This window comes from Bifidobacterium porcinum (assembly GCF_055378475.1).
Genome location: NZ_AP029603.1, coordinates 1,822,965 through 1,848,006, shown reverse-complemented (window position 1 = coordinate 1,848,006; position 25,042 = coordinate 1,822,965). Strand labels below are relative to the sequence as shown.

The following is a 25,042-nucleotide window of genomic DNA, read 5'->3' as shown; positions in this document are numbered from 1 at the left end:
ACGAGTCAGTACGCGTGCAAACGCGAAAGACTTACATGAACAAGAACAATAAGGAGTGATCATGGCAGAACTTACCATTGATCCCGCCGCGGTACGCAAGGCTCTCGACGATTTCGTCGAGTCCTACAAGCCGTCTGACAACCCGACTCAGGAGGTCGGCTATGTCGCGACTTGCGGTGACGGCATTGCGCATGTGACGGGACTGCCTGGTTGCATGGCCAATGAGCTGCTGACCTTCGAGGACGGCACGCTTGGTCTGGCGTTCAACCTTGACGCCCGCGAGATCGGTGTGGTCATCCTCGGTGACTTCGCCGGCATCGAGGAGGGCCAGGAAGTCCGCCGAACCGGCGAAGTGCTGTCCGTGCCGGTTGGTGACGGATACCTCGGCCGTGTAGTCAACCCGCTGGGCCAGCCAATCGACGGCCTCGGCGAGATCAAGAGCGAAGGCCGTCGTATTCTCGAGGCGCAGGCCCCCGACGTGATGCATCGTCATCCGGTCGATGAGCCGTTGTCCACCGGCCTCAAGGCCATCGATGCGATGACCCCGATCGGTCGCGGCCAGCGCCAGCTGATCATCGGCGACCGCCAGACCGGCAAGACCGCCATCGCGATCGATACCATCATTAACCAGAAGGACAACTGGAAGTCCGGGGATCCGAAGAAGCAGGTGCGCTGCATCTACGTGGCTGTCGGCCAGAAGGGTTCCACCATCGCCTCCGTGCGTCAGAGCCTCGAAGAGGCCGGCGCTATGGAGTACACGACGATTGTGGCTTCCCCGGCATCGGATTCCGCAGGCTTCAAGTACATCGCCCCGTACACCGGTTCGGCGATCGGCCAGCACTGGATGTATCACGGCAAGCACGTGCTCATCGTGTTTGATGATCTGTCCAAGCAGGCTGAAGCCTACCGAGCGATTTCGCTGCTGCTTCGCCGCCCGCCGGGGCGCGAGGCGTACCCGGGCGATGTGTTCTACCTGCACTCCCGTCTGCTGGAACGTTGCGCCAAGCTGTCCGACGATTTGGGCGGCGGCTCGATGACCGGTCTGCCGATCGTCGAAACCAAGGCGAACGACGTGTCTGCGTATATTCCGACCAACGTGATTTCCATTACGGATGGCCAGATCTTCCTGCAGTCCGACCTGTTCAACGCAGGCCAGCGCCCGGCCGTCGACGTCGGCATTTCGGTGTCACGCGTCGGTGGTGCGGCCCAGACCAAGGCGTTGAAGAAGGTTTCCGGCACGCTGAAGATCTCGCTCGCGCAGTACAAGTCGCTTGAATCCTTCGCGATGTTCGCCTCCGATCTGGATGCCGCATCCAAGGCGCAGCTGACCCGTGGCGCTCGTCTGACCGAGCTGCTCAAGCAGCCGCAGATGTCCCCGTACTCGATGGAGCAGGAAGTCGTCTCGATTTGGGCCGGCACGCATGGCAAGCTCGACGATCTCGAGCTCGCGGACGTGCTGCCGTTCGAAAAGGGCATGCTCGACTATGTCGCCCACAACACGGACATCCTCACGACGATTCGTGACACCGGTGATTTCACCGCCGACACGGAAAAGGCCCTTGAACAGGCCGTTGATGACTTCCGTGCCACGTACGTGACGAAGGCCGGCAAGCCGCTTATCGAGAAGAAGCCCGTCGCCAAGACCGACACCCCGGTCGAGCAGGAAAAGATCGTCGCAGGGGAGAAGTGACCCATGGGCTCGCAACTCGCATTGAAATCAAGAATCGCCTCAACCCAGTCGTTGGAGAAGATCTTCAACGCCCAGGAGATGATCGCGTCCTCGCACATCGCGAGGGCGCGTGAGGTGGCGCTGAACGCCAAGCCTTACAGCGATGCGATTTTCGATGCCGTGCAAGCGTTGGCGGAGCACACCCATATCGACCATCCGATCGTGAAGTCCGACGAGAAGAACCCGCGCGTCGCCGTGCTGGCTCTGACGTCGGACCGCGGTATGGCCGGTGCGTACACCTCGTCGATCATCAAGGAAACGGAATCCCTGCTCGCCCGCCTTATGGACAAGGGCAAGGAGCCGCAGCTGTATGTGTACGGTCGCCGCGGCGTCACCTACTACAAGTACCGCAACCGCAAGGTGGCGGCCTCGTGGGAGGGCGACAGCGATAAGCCGGGTGTGGAAGTCGCCGAGTCGATTTCCAAGACCCTGCTGGACGCGTACATGTTGCCTGCGGACAAGGGCGGCGTCTCCGAACTGTATATCGTGTTCACCGAATTCGTGAACATGGTCGTGCAGAAGGTTCGCGTCCTGCGCATGCTGCCGGTCGAAGTCGTGCCGGAAGCAAGGCAGGACTCCGGTCCGATTCCCGAGTCCACCGCGGCTCAGGCGACCCCGCTGTACACCTTCGAACCGAGTCTGGAAAAGGTGCTCAACGCGATCATGCCGAAGTACATCCAGTCACGCATCCATGAGTGCCTGCTGACTTCGGCCGCATCGGAGACGGCATCCCGCCAGAACGCCATGCACACGGCAACGGACAACGCACGCAACCTTGTCGACGAGCTGACGCGCAAGCTCAACGCCTCGCGCCAGGCATCGATCACCCAAGAACTTACCGAAATCATCGGCAGCGCCGACGCGCTGAACAAAGAGGAAGAGTAGGAACGCATATGGCTGAGAACCAGACCACAGCGGCTTCCGAAACCGACGTCGAAGCGACGAACGTCGGACGCGTGACGCGCGTCCAGGGCTCCGTCATCGACGTCGAGTTCCCGGTAGGCCACCTGCCCGACATCTACAACGCCCTGACCGTGAAGCTCAACAATGTGGGCAACACCGAGGGCGAGACGCTTCACCAGATCACCATGGAGGTCGAACAGCACCTCGGTGATTCCACCGTGCGCGCGGTCGCACTCAAGCCTACTGACGGCTTGGTGCGTGGCGCCGAAGTGACCGATACCGGCGGCCCGATTGAGGTTCCTGTCGGCGATGTCACCAAGGGACACGTGTTCGATGTCTCGGGCAACATCCTCAACAAGAAACCTGACGAGCATATCGAGGTCAAGGAACGCTGGCCCATCCACCGCAATCCGCCGGCATTCGACCAACTGGAGTCCAAGACCCAGATGTTCGAAACCGGCATCAAGGTCATCGATTTGCTGACCCCGTACGTGCAGGGCGGCAAGATCGGCCTGTTCGGCGGCGCAGGCGTCGGCAAGACGGTCCTGATCCAGGAAATGATTCAGCGCGTGGCCCAGAACCACGGCGGCGTGTCCGTGTTCGCCGGCGTTGGTGAGCGTACCCGTGAGGGCAACGATCTGATCGGCGAAATGGCGGAGGCAGGCGTGCTCAGCAAGACCGCGCTGGTCTTCGGCCAGATGGATGAGCCCCCGGGGACTCGTCTGCGTGTCCCGCTGACCGCACTGACCATGGCTGAGTACTTCCGCGACGTGCAGAACCAGGACGTGTTGCTGTTCATCGACAACATCTTCCGCTTCACGCAGGCCGGTTCCGAGGTTTCCACGCTGCTTGGCCGTATGCCTTCCGCAGTGGGTTACCAGCCGAACCTCGCCGACGAGATGGGCGCGCTCCAGGAGCGCATCACCTCGACCCGCGGCCACTCGATCACTTCGCTGCAGGCCATTTACGTGCCTGCGGATGATTACACCGATCCGGCCCCGGCGACGACCTTCGCCCACTTGGACGCGACGACCGAGCTTTCGCGTGATATCGCGGCCAAGGGCATCTACCCGGCTGTCGATCCGCTGGCTTCCACGTCGCGAATCCTCGACCCGCGCTATGTCGGCCAGGCACACTACGAGTGCGCCAACCGCGTCAAGGCGATTCTGCAGCGTAACAAGGAGCTGCAGGACATCATCGCCCTGATTGGTATCGACGAGCTCGGCGAAGAGGACAAGACCATCGTCAACCGCGCCCGCAAGATCGAGCAGTTCCTCGGCCAGAACTTCTACGTGGCCGAGAAGTTCACCGGTCGCCCGGGCTCCTACGTGCCGGCCGACGAGACTATCGAGGCCTTCACCCGCATCTGCGACGGCGTGTATGACGACGTCCCGGAGCAGGCGTTCTCCGGCATCGGCGGCATCGACGACCTCGAGAAGAAGTGGCACGACATGCAGAAGGAATACGGCGACTGATGGCGGGCGCGACCATGCAGGTGAACATCGTCGCGGCGGACCGCCCATTGTGGTCCGGCACGGCGAAGTCCGTCACCATCCCCGCCTCCGAGGGCGGGATGGGTATCCTGCCTAACCACGAGCCGGTGCTGACCGTCATCAAGGACGGCACGATCGCGGTGGTGGACCCTGATGGTGTAAGGCATTCCTTCGATGTCACCGACGGATTCATTTCCTTCGATTCGAACAAACTCACCGTTGCGGTTGAGCGCGGACATGACGTGGTCCAGACTTCCGGTTCCGCAGTCGTAGGCGACGGACAGGAAGCCTGATTAGGCTTCGTTTCGGCTTCGGGCCGGCCTTGTCACATTGGTGACGGGCCGGCCTTTTGCTTGTTGTGGACTGGGGTGAGTGGACTGGGGTTGTTGAGGATGTTGGGGTTGCGTGGATTTGGAGTGCCGAGTGCCGCTGTCGGGGCGCGGAATCGTCACCTGGACTGACCGGGTTTGCGGCTGTGACGGCGGTGGTGCTGTTAGGCTATCGGATGTGAGAATCATTGTTGCGGATTGCAGTGCACAGTATTCGGGCCGGCTCAACGCGTCACTCCCGTTGGCCAAGCGCGTGCTGCTGGTGAAAGCGGATAACAGCGTCCTGATATTTTCAGAACTCGGATCGTACAAACCGTTGAATTGGATGGCAGCCCCGTGCACGATTCGGCAGATTGACCCGCCGGACGCCGACGATGACCCTGATACGCCAGTTCCTGAGCGGGTGTTGCGCGTATGCGCCGAGAAAAGCGATGACGTGCTGGAAATCACCTTGCAGCATGTCTACGCTGACGATACCTACGATTTGGGTGAGGATCCGGGACTGGTCAAGGATGGCGTCGAGGACCATCTACAGCGGTATCTTGCCGAGCAGATCGAGCGGATCGGCGAAGGCGCCAAACTGGTCAGACGAGAGTATCCGACAGCGATCGGCCCGGTCGATATCATGGCGGTCGACGGCGATGGTACGCATGTGGCGATTGAAATCAAACGGCACGGTGGAATCGACGGAGTTGAGCAGCTGACTCGGTATTGCAAGCTGCTTAACCGTGATCCGCTCATCGCGCCCGTCCGCGGTATTTTCGCCGCGCAGACCATCACCCCGCAGGCCAGGACACTCGCCCATGAGCGTGGATTCGAGTGCATGATTCTGGATTATGACGATATGAAGGGCCAGAAGGACGGGACGTTGCGCCTCTTCTAAGCCCTCCAATACACAAACTGGTTACGCTAAGCGCGCGCTTAGCGTAACCAGTTTGTGTATTGGAGGTGGCGGTGACGCAAAATGGTGTCACCGCCACCGACCCCGCGGATTGCGGACAATCGCCGGGAATCCACCGACAATCAGTAGGCGTAGAGGATATCGACCACGAAATACAGTGTGGAATTGGCCGGGATGGTCACCTTTCCGGTGGTACTGTCCGTCTGGTCAGTCGATCCGTAGCCCTGATCCGGTGGAATGACCAGCAGCACCTGCGAACCGATGGTCTGCCCGGTCAAGCCGTTCTTCCATCCGGTGATGACTTGGGAGAGCGAGAACTGCGCGGATGACCCGCGGCTCCAAGAGGAATCGAACTGGTGAAGCGTGCCGTTGCTGTCCGCGTACCAGCCAGAATACTGGGCATCCACGGTCTGAGTGGCTTTCACCGCGGCTCCATCGCCCTTGATCAGGGTCTGGGCGACCAGTTTGCCATCGGGCTTATACCCGTTGAGATCGAGCGACGGCTTGCCGTTGCTGGCGAGCGTAACCTTCGGCAAGTTAGCTGGAATGTCTGTGACGGCTTTGCCTTCCGCACGGGTCAGGGCCTTCGCGCGGGAGATGATGGTCAGCACCATGAGATACGACGTGCCGGACGAGTTCTGGTCATTGACGCCGAACGCGATGGTCGTGTTGACTTTCTGCCCTTTGAGAATATCGTAATAGGCGGTGTTCGTGGAGGATTTGCTCACGACGATCGAGCAGTCAGGCGTGTTCTTCTCCCACGTGCTCATGATCTGCGAGCCGTTCTTGGCGTTGAGCGCGATGCCCTGGGCGCACAGACGGTCGCCTTCTTTGATCGTCGCGCCGTTGCCCTGCTGAAGCACGGCGTAGGTGTTGTCCTGGACGGTCATGGGGGTGTGGAATTTCACGGTCGGCTTCTTGCCAGGATCGCCGGTCGCCGTGACTCCGGCGATTTTGTTGAGTTTTGTGCTTGAGTCGCTGGAACTTGTGGATGCCGATGAAGACGCTGAAGACGAGGAGTTGCCTGAACCGCATGCCGCGATGCCAAGGCACATGACGGCGGCGCACAGCGCGGTAACAAGGCTTGCGGCGGCGTGATGAAGTCTGGGGGAAATACGCATAATCACCACACTAGCGGCCGACCATGATATCGCTGGGCGCCTTCGCTGCCTGCCGCAACCTGCGGACGGTCTGTGCGACGGTAGGGTGGAGGTATCGCGCGGAACCCGGTGAAGTGAGGTGGTGCCTGTAGAATAGTGGCGTTATGACGAAGACACATGAATCACACGAAGAGCATGCCGTATTCGAGCGGCCGTCTCATCATGCCAGAATCATGCGTGGCATCGTCGCACCGGTGTTCGGTCTACTCGCCGTCGCATGTGTGGTGTTCGGCGCGCTGAACGCAACGATTTGGCGTCCGTCAAGCGAGATCGCGGCATCGGCAAAAGTTTCCGGCAGATACGCGATGACGGATCCGGGCGTCCTGTCCATGGTTGCAGAACGCTCCACATTGGTTGTCCATGCCACCTCGTCGAAAACGCGTGTGTGCATCGCATTGTCCACACGAAAAGATGCCGCCGGATGGCTGGCTGGGAGCAAATACACGCGCATCACCGGCATGTCGGACTGGCAGACCCTGACCACGTCTACACAGAAAGCCTCGGGGAGTTCCGCCGCGCAGGACTCGGCGGTCGAATTCGAATCATCGGATATGTGGCGGTCGGTCAAATGTGGCACAGGCAATGTTTCCCTGACATCGCGCGCAACATCTTCAGACGTCATCGCGCTGATCGACACCGGCTCGAATTCCGCCCGCACCTCGGTGACTGTCCATTGGGTGCGTGCGAAGCTTCCCGATTTCGCGACACCGTTCTACTTCATCGCCGCTCTGCTCGCGTTGATGACCGTCCTGTCCGCATCCGTATTCGCGATGCCAGACACCAAGCGCCGCAAAGTTCCCGGTGAACCCAAGCCGAAAGACCCTGATGAAATCAGCTTCTCGGAGGCGCTCGCGGGGAGCTTGAGCACAATCAAACGTATGTTTGCACCTCGTAAGAGTACTAAGCCCAGGAAACGCCATGCCCCGGGGACGTCGGTGCAATCCGCCGTTGAATCCTCAGACCAAGAGGGGCATCAGGCAACGGACGCCTCGCCGGCTGAGGGGAGCGGGCAGGCTGCTGCCGAACCGGTGGTGGTCGATCCGGTGTCGCGCAATCTTGTGGCGGACATGCAACAGCGGATCCAACCGACTCAGACGGAGTCCGCGCCCGTCGCCTTCCAGCCGCATCAGCATTCGCGCCACGCAATGCATGACGGACAGCCGCAGCCGGTGCAGGAGCAGTCCCAAGCGGCGCATTCGTATGCTTCGTTGCATAATGACACTGTCTGGTATCCGGATGAGGACATCGATCTCGGCAGCGCTGGGCAATTTGGCCACAACGCATCGTTCTCACAGCCGGGGGCGGAGGAACCGCAAGCATCCGCGGCGTCGCAACAGGACGGGGCAGAGAATCATGCCGCCGACGGTACTGCACCGGAGACGGACGAATCCCATCCGGCAGCACTCCGGCATGCACGTACCCATGCTCCGGCACCGGTGAACGCCGAAGCCACATCGGTCATCGATCCGAAGGAATTGCAGGCGTATTTCGCACGGTGGGCGTCGCAGCAGGAGGAAACGGATGGGGATTCCGGCGACGACGACGATAATGACGAAGAATCCAAGGAGTAGCATGACCTCACGTATCACCAAAGCAGTGACGGCAGTGCTCGCCGCGGCATGCCTGATGACGTTCGCCGGCTGCGAAGGGCAGGTTCCCCGGCCGGCGGCCAGCGCCGAGCATACGGACAAGCCGGATGTGAGCGAAGCCCAGGAGAAGCAGATCCGCGCGAACATCCTGAAAGTCGTGAACGCGGCGAATGAGGCGAAAAGCGTGGACGGGCTCGACGCTCGCATGTCCGGGCCCGAACTCGCCATCCGTACCAGCGAAATCACCATCGCCCAATCCACGGGGTCGTTGGACGCGAAAACCAACATCCCCTCCAAGATGACGCAGGCGGTCATTCCTACGGATTCCGGTTGGCCCCGTTCGATTTTCACCATCACAACCACCACGTCAGACCAGCAGTCCCAGCGTCTGCTTGTGATGGTTCAGGACAGTGCGCGCAGCAATTACAAACTGTGGGGCGTAGCCCGACTTTTCCAGGGGGCGAAGCTGCCGAAGTTCGCCATTCCCTCGATTGGGGCCCAGATGGGCACGGCGAAAGACACCGGTCTGGTGACAACGCCTGAAAAGGCGGTCGCCGAGTATGCTGATGTGCTCCAGAACGGTTCGGCAAGCAAATACGCTTCGAAGTTCGCCGACGATTACTTCCGTCAGGAGCTCGCCAAGCTGTCCCAGACGGTTCAGGAGGGCATGGAACGCAACGCGGGCACGCAGCAGCAGACCTTCCAGGCGGCTGCCGGCCAGATTAAGGTCATGCGCTCGAGCGACGGCGGCGATCTCGTGGTCGCGCAGATTAATTCGGAATGGACCCGTCAGGCGGGTGAGGGGCGCGAGTCCCAGCCGGCGTCGGACTCCGAGAAAGCATTGTTCGGGAACGGCACCGCCACCAGCACGATGAAAGTCACGTATGTGAACGTTGTCGCCATGTATGTGCCGCCGGCCGGGTCGCATCAGAAGATTACCGCGGTGGGCGCGGAGCGTCAGCCGGTCAAGGTGGAGGCGCTGTAACCGTATCGTCTGCCGGTTGGATGTCTGGCGGGTTGTTGGGCTGCGGCGCGGACTGCATGGCAGGGTGTACCACGATGCGGGGAAGTCACGCGTATCCCGGTGTCAGGGATAGCATGCTTCGGTAGAATTCGGGCTTTAGCTTCGCGAAGAAGGCGACGCGTACGACGTGGCGTCACGGTATCTTGAATGGTATCGAAGGATTGCCAGTCGACGCTGCCGGTCGGCGTCGCTAGGCAAAGAATCATGGAGGCGACATGGCAGACCAGAAGTTCAACCCGGGTATTTCGCTCGCCGGGGCGGTTGATCTTGAATCGATGCAGCATCAGGTGACCGCGGAACCGGGGCAGGCAGGCGGGGCTCCCTCCGCCGGGGGATATGTGATCGACGTCACCGAGAACACCTTCGAGGCGATGGTGCAGACGTCGGCGACATTCCCGATTCTCATGCTGCTGTGGACTCCCAGCGACGATCGGCTCTTTCCGATGGCCAAGGCGCTCGGCAACGCCGTCAACAAGCTCAATGGCCAGATTCAGCTCGCGCGTATCGATGTGTCGAAGGCGCAGAGCATTGCGCAGGCGTTGCAAGTGCGCGGTGTGCCTGCGCTGTTCGGGCTGATTGGAGGGCGGCCGATGCCTCTGCTGCAGGGCCTGCCCAGCGCTGAGGAACAGCAGCAGCTCGTTGACCAGGTCATACCGAAGATCATCGATGTCGCGCATCAGGCGGGTGTCACCGGCTCGGCGCCGTATTCCGGTGATCCGGATGCCGATGGCGATCAGGCGGCTGATGGACAGACCGAGACCGAGAGTGTGCCGCCGCAGCATGCCGAGGCGCACCGGCTGGCACAGGAAGGTGATTATGCCGGTGCCGCAGCGGCGTACGAGCGGGTGTTGGAATCCGACCCGCAGGATACGGTCGCTGCGCGTGAGCGGTCGAAGGCCCTGCTGCTGGCCCGTTCCGGAGCGGCTGATGTGCGCGCGGTCCGGGCCGCCGCGGCGGAGCATCCTGATGATGTCGACGCCCAGTTGGCGGTCGCTGACATCGACATGATCGGCGGGCAAATTGAGGACGCGTTCGGGCGGCTGCTGGATTATCTGGCTGCCGGCCACCGCGACCAGATTGAGCCGGTACGCAAGCGTCTGCTCGAGTATTTCGCTATCCCCGAGCCGGGCGATGAGCGGCTGAAGCGCGCGCGTCGCCGGCTGGCAACGCTGATGTACTGAGTGTCCGCGTGCTGCGGTGCGGGGTGCTACGGCGCGGAGTCCATGAGACGCGTGCGTCTGCGTATGCTGTTTGTACATATCGTTTGTGCATGTCGTCTGCACATGTCGGTATAGTGGAGGGCCGCACGGGTTTGTAGCTCAGTGGATAGAGCGTCTGTCTCCGGAACAGAAGGTCGTGGGTTCGAATCCCATCAAGCCCACAGGAAAAGCCGTCGCGCCAGTGTTGCGCGGCGGCTTTACTCATTTCTGGGTTCTGGGTTATCGGCCAGAATGTGTGTCCGGTGGCGGGCAAGCCGGGATGCCGTGGCATTTGGGGCATCGTGGATTGTCCATTCCGCCAATCTGGCACATTCGAGCCGACCGTATGCCTTGGGCTGCAACGTGTCCGGGCTGATTTCGGACACATATTTTAGCCAATAACCCTCATTCATGCTTGATATATCGAGCATCGCGTAATCAAGACAGATAGGAACTCAAGCGGGCGTACGGGTGCCAACGTTTTTGCTTGAGATGCGTTCCATCTGGTTGTGTATGCAGTGCCATACGCAACAAGACGCAACGCGCGGAAAATCGGCGGCGTCTTTTGGTATCTGCCGGCTTACGCATGTCTGGGTATACGCGGTGCCACGATACCGGTATGTGGAGGCTTCCGGGTGCATACTTCCGGCGTGCGGCGCATGTCTGGGCATACATGCGATCGGCAACGTTCTGGTCATGCGGTGGGCTCAGCTGCGTTCCCGGCAGCCGGCGAAGACATGGGGCAAGTTCACCATGCCCTACCACGCCCACGCACGGCAGGTCTGTCGATTGGACTTGCGGGAGAATTCGGCGGATGCCGGAACCTGTGTCTGAACTCCCGCGCAAGGTGCGGGAATCCAGTGCGATTCGGTTTCTTACGAGATGATCTCCCATAGGAATGGTTGGAATTCCGCGATTCTTGATAACCGGCGTTGGAGCCGATATCGGGAGAATTCGCCGGATTCGAATATTCGTGGCTGATCTCCCGCGAAAAACCGGAAGTTCACCTGTCTACGGCCGGTCTGCGAGTATTTTCCCATCGGTCGCGCGGAAGAACATACGTATCCAGTCATCTACGGCGGAACGTCCCACTCCCGATTGATTACTACACGGCACGCCCGCTTTCGCGAGGGTGATGTCCCCTGGGTTCGGCTGCACTCGAACGGCCGCGTTTCACATGCGCTCGTTGTCTCCGCGTGCCGCTGGCGTTGTCCTGCGTGCCTTGGGAGTCAACTGAGATATTCCTGATGGTGAAGGCTGACTTGTCGCTGCGAGGCCGATCGGCGGGTGTGCCATGCCGCGGTCTCAATTTCTCCCGTTCTGGCTTGATTTCTGAGAGTTTTTTCGAAAAATGTCTCAATAACCCATGATGAACGCCCGTTTGGACGAGATATTGAGATTTGGCGGCAGGTCGGGTGAGATGAGTGGATTGAGAAATTCGCGGAATTCCAACGATTCCTGACTGCCGATCGTCTGCGATGTCGGGCAGGGAATCTGACAAACTCGCGGAATCGGACTTTGGCGGCGAGATATTGAGACTGGGATCCGAATATCTCTGCGATTCCGCGGAATTGCAGAGATATTGAGATTTGGCGGGGCGCGGCGGGGTGTGCCGGAGCGTGCGATGGGGGTGTGCACCGGGTTGTGTCTGGCGGGCGGCTGTATTCCGGCGGGTGTCGTGTCCGGCGTGTGGATATGCTAGGCTGGCGATTGAAGGGTTTTGGCGGCAATGGGGATTGCCGTCCGATTCGCGAATCCGAGCGCCTGCCGACATATGAGGCTTGAGAGGAGCCGAGTGCGGTTGATGCAGTTCGCGGCGGGCCATGACCGTTCATCTGGTATACGGCGGGGAGCGTGCCGGCACCGGAGAATGCAAGCCCATTGGGGGAATAGTGAAAGCGTCGGCGTTCCGGCGTTGTGCTTTCTGTTGTTTTGGGGGAATGATGAACCGACTTCGATTCGTCACGATAACAGCGGTGACGTTGGTCATCGCATTGATGACACTTGCCATCTCGCCTGGCATCGCCATGGCGGGCATAGGCTCGCAGGGCGCGGGAATATCCGGATCAGGAGGTTCGCTGCCTGACAATGACGCGTTGTTCCTATTCGATAACAAACAGTATGGTTCCACGCCGGCGCAGGGGTGGGGTGAAGCGTCAATTGACCATGCGTACCAGTCCTTGGTGCGCAGCGGGGTGCTGTCCACATGGTCAGGCAACAAGCCGAAATTCTACGGGTCATGCCGTGATGCGGTGTCGCATGCCATCGCGGATCGCAGCGATGGCGAGGCGACGCAAGCGCGTGTCGTGGGAGTCGCGCTGTCATTGAAGAACAAGAGCCTGTATGGCACCAATCCACGGGATTTCCGCGCGCGTTTCGATAGGAATTGGGGCAGGCTCGCAGCCGACGGTTTGGGCAACGACCTCATCGGCTGGGACGGCGACTGGATTAACCGGCTGCGATACCAGTTCAACGAGCAGATTGAAACGACTGGTCGCGCGTATCCGGCTGGAGTCCAGGTGGTGTGTGTTGCGGCCAACGAATTGCAGCCGACGACACGGTACCCGCTCGCGGTCACTACGCAGCAGCAGGCTCCGGAGGGCATGAGCGTCGGCGACACAGCGCCGGTTCACGACATCATCGTCACCAATGCAGGCGGTTCGCCAGTCAACGAACAGCTGGATGCACAGATTTTCCTGAATTATGACGGGCATCCCGCTGGCATCCATGCAGCCCGCGCCATCGGCAAAACCATGCGAGTGCCGAATGCGGGAACCGGGAAGTCACCGCAGTTCGTGCCGACTGATTTCGGATGGGACGGCTGGCAGGAAGGCAATTACTGGTTCGACGTCGTCGTGCCGAAGCAAGGATGGATGGCCGCGGAGGTGAATACTGAAGACCGGCAGGCATCCGAAAGCTTCCGCGTCGGGTCGCGAGCCCCGGGTGCTCCAACCAAGAGCATCGACGACGGGGTAAGCGCCGACGGCATGACCAACCGTACGAATATCGTGACGGGAACCGGACGGGGAGGCTATCGCCTTGGTATCGTCGATACAATCACGCCCGGTGACACGTCATATCAGGTAGGTGACTATCAGGTTTCCGATATGACGGACGGAACCGATCGCACCGCCGAATTCACCTTCGACTGGAACAGGGACGCCCACACCGTCAGTGCGCAATGGTCCGCAGAGGCGGGCATGCTGCCGCAGGACCATGCCTTCCGCTTCTCATTCGATGTCACAGTCAGCACACCGGGGCACGGATTGGTCAAAGACACCGCCACCGTGCATTGGAATGATGAGCCGGGGCAGAATACTGAGGATCGGCAGTTCCCCACGTGGAAGCCGCAACCGGATACGGTATGGGCGTTGCACGGTGATGACGGCGAATGGGATGCGGTCATCGACCCCGACCATGGCAATGCGGTCGGAGCCGCCGGACGCTCGCTGCTGGACGGTGATGCGGTGGCAGCCGCCACCAATGCCGTAATCCCGGCTCATCTGGTTGAATCCCCGCAACGTTTGGAATTGACAACCGGCTGGTCGCAGGCAGATTACCTGTTCGACCCGGACGGTGAATCAGCGGTCCGCGTGTATCAGGCGGATACGGCACACGAGCGGGCATCCGGCGTGTTCGATATCGCGCGCACGGGCATTGACGTGACGGGCGAATTCACCATCAGTATCAAAGATGGCACTGTGAGTGCGGTCGCCTCGCAGTCCTATCTCAAATCAGTCCAAGGGCTGGGCTCTCATCGCCAACTCACCTTGCTGGTGCCGGGACGAATCAATCTGGCGCACGGCAAGGGCGCGGTCCAGGTGCGTAAGGATTACCAAGCGAAAGACGGGCAGCCCGTGCAATTGTGCTCGCAGACGCAGGGAGCAGCGTTCAGTGCCGATGGATCGCACACGGTTAACGCACATCGTGTTGAGGCGAATAAACCGCCGTTGTGTGCGTACGTGCCTCCCGCGAACAAGCAAGTGCTCGCCCACGCGGCGCACGGCGGAGATCGCGCATCCATCGATCAGACCAAGGCGATGCCGGGGCAGCGCGTCACCTATGCGCTCAGTGCAGACATTACCCCGGAAATGGGGTTCGGATATCGGCTCGAGCATGTCGAAGTCGTGGACGAATACGACCAGTACCTCGAACCGGACGAATACAGCGTCATTGTTCGTGACAAGGCGACCGGCACTGTGTTCGGACGGCAGCATTACACCGTGGATTGGGATCGGGGCAATCACAGGTTCCGCATCGTGTTCAACCGTGCCGCCATCGATAGAACCTGGAACAACACTCAGACAGCACCCAGATTGCTGGTCGAGTTCGATGGTGTCGTGTCTGAGCATGCCCCGGCGAATCGGCTTATCGGCAACCAGTGGACGCTTGGGCTCAACAACAGTGTGACCCCGTCGAACCGAGTCGTGATCGAGCCGCCGCGCATCACTCCGGAGAAAACCGTGACCCAGACTGACGCGAGCATCGTCATTGACGGGCGGACCGCCTTGCTGGGGGACACCATCTACTACCGGGTCATGCTTGACGCGTCCGATCTGCAATCCGGCGCCTATGCCGTCCAGCGTCTGGGTGTCATCGACGATTACGACGAACGCTATCTCACCCTTGACACAGACCGTATCAGCATCACCGACGAACAAGGCAACGATTGCACGAAGGCCTTCAACATCCAGGACGTGGGAGGCATACTCTACGCGTTCTTCGCGACCGTGGACACGGTGGACCGTACGACGGGACGGGTCATCGCCGCCCGGCAGCCAGATGACCTGAAGGCCTACGCAGCCGCTTTGCTCGACCCGCATGCCGACCCGTCAATCGACCAGCAGGTGCTCGGGCAACGGTACGAGCTCGTGCTGCCGATGACCGTCACCGCGGTTGGCGACGGCGTCACAGTGCGCAACACCGCCACCCAAGTCACCGGAAGCATCCGCACGGATACGCGGACGGTCGCCACGCCATTGCAACCGGTGAATCCGTCGAAAGACGTGGTCATCGCCATGCGTGGGGAGAGCGTCAATGGCGCTGATGTGCCGTTGCACACCACATTCCTGTACCGGCTGGATTCTTCGGACCTACCTGCCAATCGGGCATACGACATCACTTCGTGGAGCATCGATGACGATTATGATGAGCTGCACGACGTGTATCTCGGCCAGTGGGCGGTCGTCGCGCGGCATGACATGGTCATTGATGGCGAGACGATTCCGGCGGGCGATATCATCGAACGGCATTTGGATGGCGAGCTGTCTGGCGATTCACCGGTCGATGCGGTATCTGGCGGGGACGGTACCGACGGCAAGAGCGAACCGCTATTTGACGTCCATGAGCAATCCGGTACCATGCGCATCGCATTGACGGGGCGGGGTGCACGCGTGCTAGGCGGCCGGGACCATGCAGCGGGATGGACGATGTTCATCCAGATGCAGCGCGTCCTGCCGGGAGAGCGCATCACCAACGGATTCACGGAAACCGTTAATGGGGTCGAACGGACATCCAACGAGGTGTGGACGCGCACCATCCATGAACGTGGGGCGATCGAGCTGGTGAAATTCGATGAGGCCTCAGGCGAGCAGAATGGCGACCGCAACACCGCCGAGCAGGCGCTTGCAATCACCGGGGAGGAAACGACGCTGGTGTTCCGCATCCGCAATGTGGGAGACATGCCGGTGACCGGATTACAGCTGAACGATACCGTCACGACTGGCAAAGCGTCAGTCGGAACATGGCGATATCCGACGGAATGGGACGAATTGGTACTCGAACCCGGGCAATCCGTCGATGTGACCGGCGTGCTCACGGGCGTGGATGGCGACCATGCGGACCATGCCACAGTCACCGCGTCAACGGTGGTGACCTGCCCGTTGGTGGACGACAACCCCTTTGACGATCAACCGGCGGTCAAGCAGGAGGGCATATGCCGGGGCGATACGGTACGCGCCGAGGATTTCTGGTACGGCAGACGAACCGTGCTGGCCAATACCGGCGCGGGATTTGTTCCTGTGGCGGTCTTGGGTTCGCTCGCGGCGGCGTCCGCAGCGGGAACGTTTGCCTTGACGGTGATTCGCCGCAGACGCCGGTGATGTCGGTGGCGCCGGTGGCGCCCGAAACGCCGGGCATTGGTGATTTGCAGTCCGTGCCGGTCCGTCATACGGCGGATCGGCGGGGCGGGCGGAATCGGGATATCAGGGGGTGAAACGGTGACGCTCCCGGCGATCGCGCCGGGAGTACACTGAGCGCCAACGGTCCGGTTCTGCTATGGAACACCCGTGGTCAGGCTGTGTGACAACGCGACCAGACCGTGCCGCCCGGCAATCGCCCGGCGTGCTTCACGACATGTCACAGGGAAGGCAATCCACATGAGCGAACTGATCAAGGTCACATCCGAACATGCTCCGGCCGCGCTTGGTGCATACAGCCAAGCCGTCAAGGCGAATGGCTTCGTCTTCGCCTCCGGGCAGCTTGGGCTCGATCCGGCCACTGGACAACTTGCCGGTGAAACGGCGGGCGAACAGGCCGCACAGGCGTTGAAGAACATTGCCAATGTGCTTGAAGCCGCGGGAACCGATACCGCGCATGTGGTGCGTGCCACCATCTATATGAAGCATGTCGAGGATTTCCATGAGATCGATGCCGCCTACGCCGCGGTGTTCAACGGCGACATCAAGCCGGCGCGTGTGGCGTTCGGCGGCAATGATCTGCCTGCCGGGGCGCTGGTGGAAATCGACGCCATCGCTGCGCTGTAACACGTCGTGGTCATCACACGCCGTTGAGGTGTCCGGGCGTTCTCCCGCCCGGACGCTACGGTGGTGGCGTAGAGCACCAGACATGATAGGGGACGGCGGACGAGTATGGATATCGCCCGCTGCATTCGCCAGAACACCGTAAACAGGAGCATCAAGCAGAACTGTGACAACCAAACGTGAACCCGCATTGCGGCACACCGTAGACGAATCTGTCCATACGATGGATGCGCCGGAGCATGCCGGTCGGAGCGGTTCTCCCGCCCAAGACACCCAGCTTGAACGCAATATGGAATCACGCCATCTGACGATGATTTCGCTCGGCGGGGTCATCGGCACCGGCCTGTTCCTCAGCTCCGGGTACACAATCCACCAGGCGGGGCCGCTTGGCGCCATCCTCGCGTACCTCATCGGTTCGGTGTTGGTCTACTGCGTGATGCTTTCACTGGGTGAACTCTCGGTCGCCATGCCATACGCCGGCAGCTTCCACTTGTACGCACGCCGGTTCATCGGGCCGGGCACCGCGTTCACCATCGCCATCCTGTACTGGCTCAACTGGGCGGTGGCGCTCGCTTCGGAATTCACGGCGGCAGGACTGCTCATGCAGCGGTGGTTCCCGCACTCGCCCGCATGGGTGTGGAGCGCCCTGTTCATCCTTGTGGTGTTCACACTGAATATCCTGTCCGTGAGACTCTACGGCGAATCGGAATTCTGGTTCGCCAGCATCAAGGTGTTCGCCATCGTTGCGTTCATCGTCATCGGATTGCTGGCGATGTTCGGCATCATCCCGATCAAGGGGTACAGCCATGCCCCATTGTTCTCGAACTATTACCGTTCCGGCTGGTTCCCCAACGGGGTCCTGCCGGTGTTCTCCACGCTGCTGACCGTCGTGTTCGCTTTCTCCGGCACTGAAGTCGTCGGCGTCGCCGCGGGGGAGACCAAAGACCCTGATACGGCGATTCCGAAAGCCGTGCACACCACGGTGTTGCGCCTGACGATTTTCTTTATTGGTTCAATCGCCGTGATGGCGGCGCTCATCCCGTGGAAACAGTCGGGCGTGGATACCAGCCCGTTCGTGTTGGTGTTCCAGAGCATCGGCATGCCATTCGCCGGCGACGTCATGAACTTCGTCGTGTTGACCGCGGTGCTGTCCGCCGCGAACTCCGGACTGTACGTCTGCTCGCGCATGGTGTGGTCGCTCGCCAAGGAACGGATGATTCCGCAGGTCCTCGCGAAAACGAATTTCCATGGGGTCCCGGTTTTCGCCGTCTTGGTCAGTCTCGCAGGTGGTCTGCTTGCCCTGCTGTCCAGCGTGGTCGCCGCCTCGACGGTCTATCTTGCCCTCGTGGCGATTTCCGGTTTGGCGACTTTAGTCGTCTGGATGTCGGTGGCGGTGTGCCATATCCTCTTTCGCCGCGAACTCAAACGTTCCGGCAAAACCGTGGATTCGCTCGCCTACCATGCCCCCGGCTACCCGGCAGTGCCGATCATCGCGATAATCATGTGCCTGTTCGCGTTGGTCCTGGTGGTCGCCGACCCGTCGCAACGCTCCACGCTGCTGTACATGATTCCCTTCGTCGCCCTGTGCTATGGCGTGTACTATCTGCGGGCGCACCTGACGCGCGGTAGCGACCGGCATGACGAGGAAAACATCCCGGACGTCGTCTGAGAGCCCGGCCTGTCGATTGCCCGCGATGGCCACGCTCACATGCGCGATGGCGGCGGTTGCGGCGGTTGCAGCGGCACTTGGCCAACACCCTCGCTAGACTTTGAAGAATGAATCCAGAAGCGCTCAGTGAACTCATTTCCCATATTGCCCATGATCTGGTCGCCGCCGGTGAAGCTGGCAGCCTGACCGAAGATCTCATCCCGCCGGTCGAGAAATTCGCGGTCATGCGCCCCAAGGACCGCAGCCACGGCGACTGGGCGTCGAACGCTGCCATGCAACTGGCCAAGAAGGCGGGTATGAAGCCGCGCGATCTGGCCCAGCTGTTCGCCGCGCGCCTGCAATCGGCAGACGGCATTGCCACCGTCGAGGTCGCCGGCCCCGGCTTCATCAACATCACGCTTGACTCCGCATCCGCCGCGGCGATCGTGGACGCCGTCCTCGCGCAGGGCGCGCAGTTTGGACGCAACGACCACCTGTCTGGCCAGACGCTCAACCTTGAATTCGTCTCTGCGAACCCCACCGGCCCGATCCATATCGGCGGCACCCGTTGGGCGGCAGTCGGCGACTCTATGGCCCGCGTGCTCGAAGCTAACGGAGCCAAAGTCATTCGTGAATACTATTTCAACGACCACGGTGAGCAGATCAACCGCTTCGCCAAGTCCCTGGTCGCCGCGGCCCACGGCGAACAAACCCCGGCAGACGGCTACAAGGGCGCCTATATCGACGAAATCGCCCAGCGTGTGATTGAAGAGGCGAAAGCCGATGACGTGGATATCCTCGCCCTGCCGCGTGTCGACGGCGGCAAGAACGAAGACGGCGAGCCGCTCGGCGAAGGTGATTCCGAACAGCGCGAGGAGTTCCGCAAGCGCGCGGTCCCGATGATGTTCGCTGAAATCCAGGAATCCATGAAGAACTTCCGCGTGCATTTCGACGTGTGGTTCCACGAAAACAGCTTGTATCAGGACGGCGAGGTCGAGCGTGCGATCGCCAAGCTGCGCGAACAGGGCGACATCTTCGAAAAAGACGGCGCAACCTGGTTCGCCTCCACCAAGCACGGCGATGACAAGGATCGCGTCATCATCAAATCCGACGGCAACTACGCGTATTTCGCAGCCGACATCGCCTACTACTACAACAAGCGTCACCGCAAGACCGACCCGGCTGACGTGGCCATCTATATGCTGGGCGCCGACCATCACGGCTATATCGGCCGTATGATGGCCATGTGCGCGGCTTTCGGCGACAAGCCTGGCGTCAACATGCAGATCCTCATCGGCCAGCTGGTCAACGTGATGAAGGACGGCAAGGCCGTGCGCATGTCCAAGCGCGCCGGCAACGTCGTCACCATCGATGATCTGGTCGATGCAATCGGCGTGGACGCCTCCCGTTATTCGCTCGCCCGCACCGATTACAACACGAGCGTGGACATCGACCTCAACCTCCTGGCCTCCCACAGCAACGACAACCCGGTGTACTACGTGCAGTACGCGCATGCCCGCAGCTGCAATGTGGACCGTAACGCGGCCGAGGCGCAGATCGACCCGACCGTCGCCGACCTCGCTCTGCTGGACACCGAAACCGACGGTGAAGTGCTCGCCGCGCTCGCCCAGTGGCCTGCCGCGCTCGCCCAAGCCGGCGATTTGCGTGCCCCGCACCGCATCGCCCACTATCTCGAGGAGCTCGCCGCCGCATACCACAAGTGGTACAACGTCGAACGCGTCGTGCCGATGCCGCTGACCGACCTCGAAGAGCGCAAACCCGAAGCTGAACGCGAAGCGCTGCGTATTGCCAAGAACCCCGAACCGGCACGCGCCGCCGCGCGTCTGAAGCTCAACGACGCCGTCCGTACCGTCATCGCCGCAGGCCTTGATCTGCTGGGTGTCAGCGCACCGGAGAAGATGTGATATGACTGAATCCAACATGCCAACCACGCCAACTGCAGGACTGGGTCAGGTATGGCCGGCAGGCTGCTCAATCGACAGTGACGGCGCCCTGACTTTCCATGGCCGCAGCGCGCAATCCCTGCTCGACGAGTTCGGCTCGCCGCTGTACGTGATGGACACCGATGACATCGATGCCCGCGCGCATCACTTCGTTCATGCGGCCGCCACCGCGTTCTCCAATGCCACAACCCACGTGAGCTTCGCCGCCAAGGCGTTCATGTCCAAGGAAGTGCTGCGACTGGTGACGAACGCCGGCATGCTGGTCGACACTTGCACGATGGGCGAGATGCGCATCGCGCTCGCTGCGGGTGTTCCCGGGCGTCGTCTCGTGCTTCACGGCAACAACAAGTCGGACGAGGAAATCGAACTCGCCATCCGCGAGGGCTTCGCGAAGATTGTGGTCGATGCCCCGGACGAACCCGCACGCATCGCGCGCATCGCCCATCGCTTGGGCAAAACCGCACGCGTCATGCTGCGCGTCACCACCGGCATCCACGCCGGCGGCCACGAATACATCTCCACCGCGCACGAGGACCAGAAATTCGGTATGTCCCTGCTGCCTGCCGGCACCGATCCATCCGCGCTTAAGGTACTCGACGACCTGATCGCACAGGAGAACGAACACACGCCAAGCCGCGCAGACGCCACAGCGCACGCCGGTCAGGACACCCATACGGTGGGACACAGCGGGCAACGAGATCTGCAATACGATATGCGCTCGCCCTACGACCTCGACGCATCCGGCATCAGCAAGCAAGACGCCGCGCTTGCCGAAGCCATGGACCTGGTCGCCCGCGGTCCTGCGCTCGCTGTACTGAAGGATCTGTACCGGTATCCTGGCGATCTGGAACTCGTCGGCATCCATTCGCATATCGGTTCGCAGATCCACGACGCGAACGCGTTCATCGAGGCGGCCAAGCGCATGATGCTGCTGCGCAAGACCTTCTATGCGACCGACGCCTACACGCTGCCGGAAGTCGATTTGGGCGGCGGGTATTCGGTGGCGTACACCGAAGGCGAGGATTCGATGGACATCGACCTGGAGCTGGGGCGTCTCGCTTCGGCGGTCACCGCCATCAACCGTGCGCTCGGCATGCCCATGCCGGTCATCTCCTTCGAGCCGGGACGCTGGATTGTCGCCCCGACCTGCGTGACCCTGTACCGTGTCGGCGCCATCAAGCACGTCGGTTTGCCTGAAGGCACCACAGCGAAGGACGGCTCGCCGATTAACGAACGCACCTACGTGTCGGTGGACGGCGGCATGAGTGACAACATCCGCCCGGCGTTGTACGACGCGGATTACACGGCTCGTGTGGCCAACCGGCGGGGGAGCGCCGACACCATGCTGTCGCGCGTGGTCGGCATCCACTGCGAATCCGGCGACATCCTCGTGCACGAATGTCAGTTGCCGGCGGACCTCAAGCGTGGCGACATTCTCGCCGTCCCCGTGACCGGCGCGTATGGCAGAACGATGGCCAGCAACTACAACCAGGCGCTGTTCCCCGCGGTGGTGGCGGTCAGCTCATCCGGGGCGCATGTGATGCTTCGCCGCCAGACCATCGACGATCTGCTCGACTACGATCTGGGCTGACATCGAATCGTCATCGGGAACGTATGAGGGCCGCATCGACCGTGGAGGTCGGCGCGGCCCTCGTTGTAATCGCGGTTCGTGAATGGTATCCGGCTGCGGTGTGAGCCACAGGTCGCATGGCACGCATATTCGGCGAAACGTCAGCTTGTCCCGGTACCATGGGCAAGGATGATGACGACGCATCGCGGCCCCGCCGGCATCTGGTGCAGTGACTGCGAGCTCACGGGAAGGATCCACTGTGGTACAAGACAATCAAGCCCCCATTCGCATTGCGTTGCTTGGCGCGGGAACCGTCGGCTCGCAGACCGCGCGTCTGCTGGTCGAGCAGCATGACGAGCTGGTCCACCGCATCGGCCGAGACTATAGGATCGTCGGCATCGCCACGCTTGACCCGGTCAGCGACCCCTGGATCGACCAGTCCCTGCTCACCCGTGATACCGCGGAGCTGTGCACCCGCGCCGATATCGTCATCGAACTGATTGGCGGCATCGAGCCGGCACGCACCTTCGTGCTCAAAGCCATCGAATCCGGCGCTTCCGTCGTAACCGCCAACAAGGCGCTGCTCGCCAAGCACGGCCAGGAAATCTACAAGGCCGCACGGGAGCACGGCGTCGACATCTTCTTCGAAGCCGCGGTCGGCGGGGCAATCCCGATTGTGCGCCCTCTGCGCGAATCCTTCGCAGGCGACAAGATCAACAGCATGCTGGGCATCGTCAACGGCACCACGAACTACATCCTCGACGAGATGACCACCAAGGGCCTCGACTTCGACGTGGCACTGCATCAGGCGCAGGAGAAGGGTTACGCCGAGGCGGACCCGACCGGTGACATCGAAGGCTATGACGCCGCGAACAAGGCCGCCATCATGGCGACGCTCGCATTCCACACCCAGGTCGGCATCGACGACGTATCCGTCGAGGGCATCACCAAGATCACTGCGGCCGATATCGCCGCCGCGACCGCCGAGCACAAGGTCATCAAGCTGCTCGCCGTCGTCGAGCACAATGAAGCCGGTGTGTCCGCACGTGTCTACCCAGCCCTCATCAATGAAAACCACCCGCTCGCCTCCGTGCATGGCAGCTTCAACGCCGTGTTCATCAAGGCGAAGGAAGCCGACGACATCATGCTGTACGGCCGTGGCGCAGGCGGCGCGCCTACCGCTTCCGCCGTTGTCGGCGACGTGGTGATGGCCGCGCGCAACATCGTGTCCGGCACCACCGCGACCGGTATCCAGACGTACAACATCCTGCCGCTTGCCCCGGCGGATGCGTCCAAGGCCGCATTCGCCGTGCGTTTCCTCATCCACGACAAGCCGGGCGTGCTCGCTTCGATCGCCGAGGAATTTGCGAACCACGGCATCTCCATCAACGGTGTGAACCAGGACCTCCAGCCCACCCAGCATGATCCGGGCTATTCGGGCGAGCTGCAGCAGCTGCGCATCGTCACCCATCTGTGCGACGAGGTCACGCTGCGCAAGACGGTGGACGCCGTGTGCAAGCTCGAATGCGTCTCCGGCGAGCCGTCCATCCTGCGCGTGCTCGACTGAACCGAAGCCGCGCAATCTGCGGCATCCGGGACTTACCACAACCAACGCACAACCGACAATCGGCGGAACAGTCGGCACGCATGCCCACTGCCCGCGGAAGGATGACCATGATCCCCGTAACCAAGCAAGTCCATGTCCAGGTACCGGCGACCAGCGCGAATCTGGGTTCCGGATTCGACACCATCGGCCTGGCGCTCAACTATTACGACGAGCTGACCTTCACATTGAAGGACGACACCGACGACCATAGCGTCACCGTGCTCATCGACGGCGAGGGGGAAGACACGCTGCCGCGTGACGAAACGAATCTCGTGGTCTCCACCTTCCGTAAAGCGTGCAACACGCTTGGATTGGAAAGACTCGGTTTCACGCTTGAAGCGCATAATCGCATTCCGCAGGCGCGAGGCATGGGGTCATCCGCCGAGGCGATTGTGGCCGGCATCTCCGCCGCCGCGGCATTCGCCCAAGAAGGCGACCTCAATCGTGATGCGGTGTTTGAGCTGGCCGCCACTATTGAAGGTCATCCCGACAACGTTGCCCCGGCCGTGTACGGCGGTTTGACGGTGTCTTGGGATTACCAGACACCGGAAGGCGTCGGCTCCACCCGTGTGCCGGGCGGTGAGCCGCTCTCCGGCGGATTCCATACCGTGAACTATCCGGTCAGCGAGAACATCCACGCTTCTGTGTTCGTGCCGGACTACGAACTGTCCACTGAAAAGGCACGTCAGGCGCTGCCCGCATCCGTACCCTACCGTGACGCGGTGTTCAACGTGTCCCGCGTCGGCCTGCTGCCGGGGGCCATGAATCCTGGTGTGCTTCACGGTAGCCTCGACGCGAACGCCGTTTTGTTCAGCGCCACCCAGGATCGTCTTCATCAGCCGTACCGCAAGGATCTTATGGCCCCCTCGTGGGAGCTGATTGAGTCGTTGCGCGACCACGGCTATGCCGCGGCGGTGTCCGGAGCAGGTCCGTGCGTGCTGGTGTTACATGATGGCGACGCCCGTGCCGACATCGAACGGATTGCCGGCGACCAGCTGGCTTCCGGGCATTGGCGCGTACTGCATCTGACGGTCAACACCACTGGAGTGACTGTTCGGCGCAGCTAATCTGGCATCGCGCCCAACGCCGTGTCCGGCCTGTCGTGGCATGCACCAGTCACGACGGCAGAACGGCGGGATGCGGGGAATACGTGCACACTTGGAGGC

The 25,042-nt window shown here is 61.4% G+C and carries 16 protein-coding genes and 1 tRNA gene; 16 read left to right on the top strand and 1 reads right to left on the bottom strand.

From position 1 onward, the window contains the following. Positions 1-61: 61 nt before the first annotated feature. From atpA to nucS, 5 genes are all read left to right on the top strand, one after another. The gene (gene atpA, locus ACZ41G_RS07335) at positions 62-1,690 is read left to right on the top strand and encodes a F0F1 ATP synthase subunit alpha (protein ID WP_026503185.1); all 1,629 of its coding nucleotides are present in this window, start codon (positions 62-64) and stop codon (positions 1,688-1,690) included. Positions 1,691-1,693: 3 nt separating this feature from the next. Beyond that, on the top strand, positions 1,694-2,614 hold the full coding sequence (locus ACZ41G_RS07330; RefSeq protein WP_015451076.1) for a F0F1 ATP synthase subunit gamma: 921 nt from the start codon (positions 1,694-1,696) through the stop codon (positions 2,612-2,614). Positions 2,615-2,622: 8 nt separating this feature from the next. Next, positions 2,623-4,107, top strand: coding sequence for a F0F1 ATP synthase subunit beta (gene atpD, locus ACZ41G_RS07325; RefSeq protein ID WP_321046179.1), 1,485 nt, complete (start codon positions 2,623-2,625; stop codon positions 4,105-4,107). After that, on the top strand, positions 4,107-4,418 hold the full coding sequence (locus ACZ41G_RS07320; RefSeq protein WP_029575750.1) for a F0F1 ATP synthase subunit epsilon: 312 nt from the start codon (positions 4,107-4,109) through the stop codon (positions 4,416-4,418). The genes atpD and ACZ41G_RS07320 overlap by 1 nt, the downstream gene beginning before the upstream one ends. Positions 4,419-4,632: 214 nt before the next feature. Then, positions 4,633-5,337: an endonuclease NucS gene (gene nucS / locus ACZ41G_RS07315; protein ID WP_464145124.1), complete on the top strand. Its 705-nt coding sequence runs from the start codon at positions 4,633-4,635 to the stop codon at positions 5,335-5,337. Between the two features lie 140 nt (positions 5,338-5,477). Here nucS and ACZ41G_RS07310 read toward each other — a convergent pair whose 3' ends face one another. Further along, positions 5,478-6,476: an FKBP-type peptidyl-prolyl cis-trans isomerase gene (locus tag ACZ41G_RS07310; protein ID WP_464145122.1), complete on the bottom strand. Its 999-nt coding sequence runs from the start codon at positions 6,474-6,476 to the stop codon at positions 5,478-5,480. Positions 6,477-6,619: 143 nt separating this feature from the next. Between ACZ41G_RS07310 and ACZ41G_RS07305 the strand changes: the two genes are divergently transcribed. The 11 genes from ACZ41G_RS07305 to thrB all read left to right on the top strand — a co-directional run bounded on the left by ACZ41G_RS07305 (position 6,620) and on the right by thrB (position 24,943). Then, entirely contained in the window at positions 6,620-8,086 is a 1,467-nt protein-coding gene (locus tag ACZ41G_RS07305; RefSeq protein WP_464145121.1) for a hypothetical protein, read from the top strand. Between the two features lies 1 nt (position 8,087). Beyond that, the gene (locus tag ACZ41G_RS07300; protein ID WP_321046184.1) at positions 8,088-9,089 is read left to right on the top strand and encodes a DUF8094 domain-containing protein; all 1,002 of its coding nucleotides are present in this window, start codon (positions 8,088-8,090) and stop codon (positions 9,087-9,089) included. Between the two features lie 254 nt (positions 9,090-9,343). Then, positions 9,344-10,309, top strand: a complete 966-nt coding sequence (locus ACZ41G_RS07295) for a tetratricopeptide repeat protein (protein ID WP_412170509.1) — start codon at positions 9,344-9,346, stop codon at positions 10,307-10,309. Between the two features lie 127 nt (positions 10,310-10,436). Continuing rightward, positions 10,437-10,509, top strand: a tRNA-Arg gene (locus ACZ41G_RS07290). A 1,794-nt stretch (positions 10,510-12,303) separates the two neighbouring features. Further along, positions 12,304-16,428, top strand: coding sequence for an LPXTG cell wall anchor domain-containing protein (locus tag ACZ41G_RS07285; protein ID WP_464145119.1), 4,125 nt, complete (start codon positions 12,304-12,306; stop codon positions 16,426-16,428). Between the two features lie 276 nt (positions 16,429-16,704). Further along, positions 16,705-17,091, top strand: coding sequence for a Rid family detoxifying hydrolase (locus ACZ41G_RS07280; RefSeq protein ID WP_321046186.1), 387 nt, complete (start codon positions 16,705-16,707; stop codon positions 17,089-17,091). A gap of 220 nt (positions 17,092-17,311) precedes the next feature. Next, the gene (locus ACZ41G_RS07275; RefSeq protein WP_464146267.1) at positions 17,312-18,757 is read left to right on the top strand and encodes an amino acid permease; all 1,446 of its coding nucleotides are present in this window, start codon (positions 17,312-17,314) and stop codon (positions 18,755-18,757) included. A 107-nt stretch (positions 18,758-18,864) separates the two neighbouring features. After that, positions 18,865-20,661 (top strand): arginine--tRNA ligase, encoded by a 1,797-nt coding sequence (gene argS, locus ACZ41G_RS07270; RefSeq protein ID WP_464145116.1) that lies wholly within the window; start codon positions 18,865-18,867, stop codon positions 20,659-20,661. A gap of 16 nt (positions 20,662-20,677) precedes the next feature. Next, positions 20,678-22,291, top strand: coding sequence for a diaminopimelate decarboxylase family protein (locus tag ACZ41G_RS07265; RefSeq protein ID WP_441482055.1), 1,614 nt, complete (start codon positions 20,678-20,680; stop codon positions 22,289-22,291). A 238-nt stretch (positions 22,292-22,529) separates the two neighbouring features. After that, on the top strand, positions 22,530-23,837 hold the full coding sequence (locus ACZ41G_RS07260; RefSeq protein ID WP_441482031.1) for a homoserine dehydrogenase: 1,308 nt from the start codon (positions 22,530-22,532) through the stop codon (positions 23,835-23,837). 107 nt (positions 23,838-23,944) lie between these two features. Beyond that, complete coding sequence (gene thrB / locus ACZ41G_RS07255; protein ID WP_321046702.1) at positions 23,945-24,943, top strand: homoserine kinase; 999 nt, start codon at positions 23,945-23,947, stop codon at positions 24,941-24,943. Positions 24,944-25,042: the final 99 nt, after the last annotated feature.

Bases quoted from the DNA above. Each gene is read 5' to 3' on its own strand.
- thrB (WP_321046702.1), top strand. From the start codon at position 23,945: ATGATCCCCGTAACCAAGCAAGTCCATGTCCAGGTACCGGCGACCAGC.
- ACZ41G_RS07275 (WP_464146267.1), top strand. From the start codon at position 17,312: ATGGATGCGCCGGAGCATGCCGGTCGGAGCGGTTCTCCCGCCCAAGAC.
- ACZ41G_RS07310 (WP_464145122.1), bottom strand. From the start codon at position 6,476: ATGCGTATTTCCCCCAGACTTCATCACGCCGCCGCAAGCCTTGTTACC.
- ACZ41G_RS07295 (WP_412170509.1), top strand. From the start codon at position 9,344: ATGGCAGACCAGAAGTTCAACCCGGGTATTTCGCTCGCCGGGGCGGTT.
- ACZ41G_RS07320 (WP_029575750.1), top strand. From the start codon at position 4,107: ATGGCGGGCGCGACCATGCAGGTGAACATCGTCGCGGCGGACCGCCCA.
- ACZ41G_RS07265 (WP_441482055.1), top strand. From the start codon at position 20,678: ATGCCAACCACGCCAACTGCAGGACTGGGTCAGGTATGGCCGGCAGGC.
- argS (WP_464145116.1), top strand. From the start codon at position 18,865: ATGAATCCAGAAGCGCTCAGTGAACTCATTTCCCATATTGCCCATGAT.
- ACZ41G_RS07305 (WP_464145121.1), top strand. From the start codon at position 6,620: ATGACGAAGACACATGAATCACACGAAGAGCATGCCGTATTCGAGCGG.
- atpA (WP_026503185.1), top strand. From the start codon at position 62: ATGGCAGAACTTACCATTGATCCCGCCGCGGTACGCAAGGCTCTCGAC.
- ACZ41G_RS07330 (WP_015451076.1), top strand. From the start codon at position 1,694: ATGGGCTCGCAACTCGCATTGAAATCAAGAATCGCCTCAACCCAGTCG.
- ACZ41G_RS07280 (WP_321046186.1), top strand. From the start codon at position 16,705: ATGAGCGAACTGATCAAGGTCACATCCGAACATGCTCCGGCCGCGCTT.
- atpD (WP_321046179.1), top strand. From the start codon at position 2,623: ATGGCTGAGAACCAGACCACAGCGGCTTCCGAAACCGACGTCGAAGCG.
- ACZ41G_RS07300 (WP_321046184.1), top strand. From the start codon at position 8,088: ATGACCTCACGTATCACCAAAGCAGTGACGGCAGTGCTCGCCGCGGCA.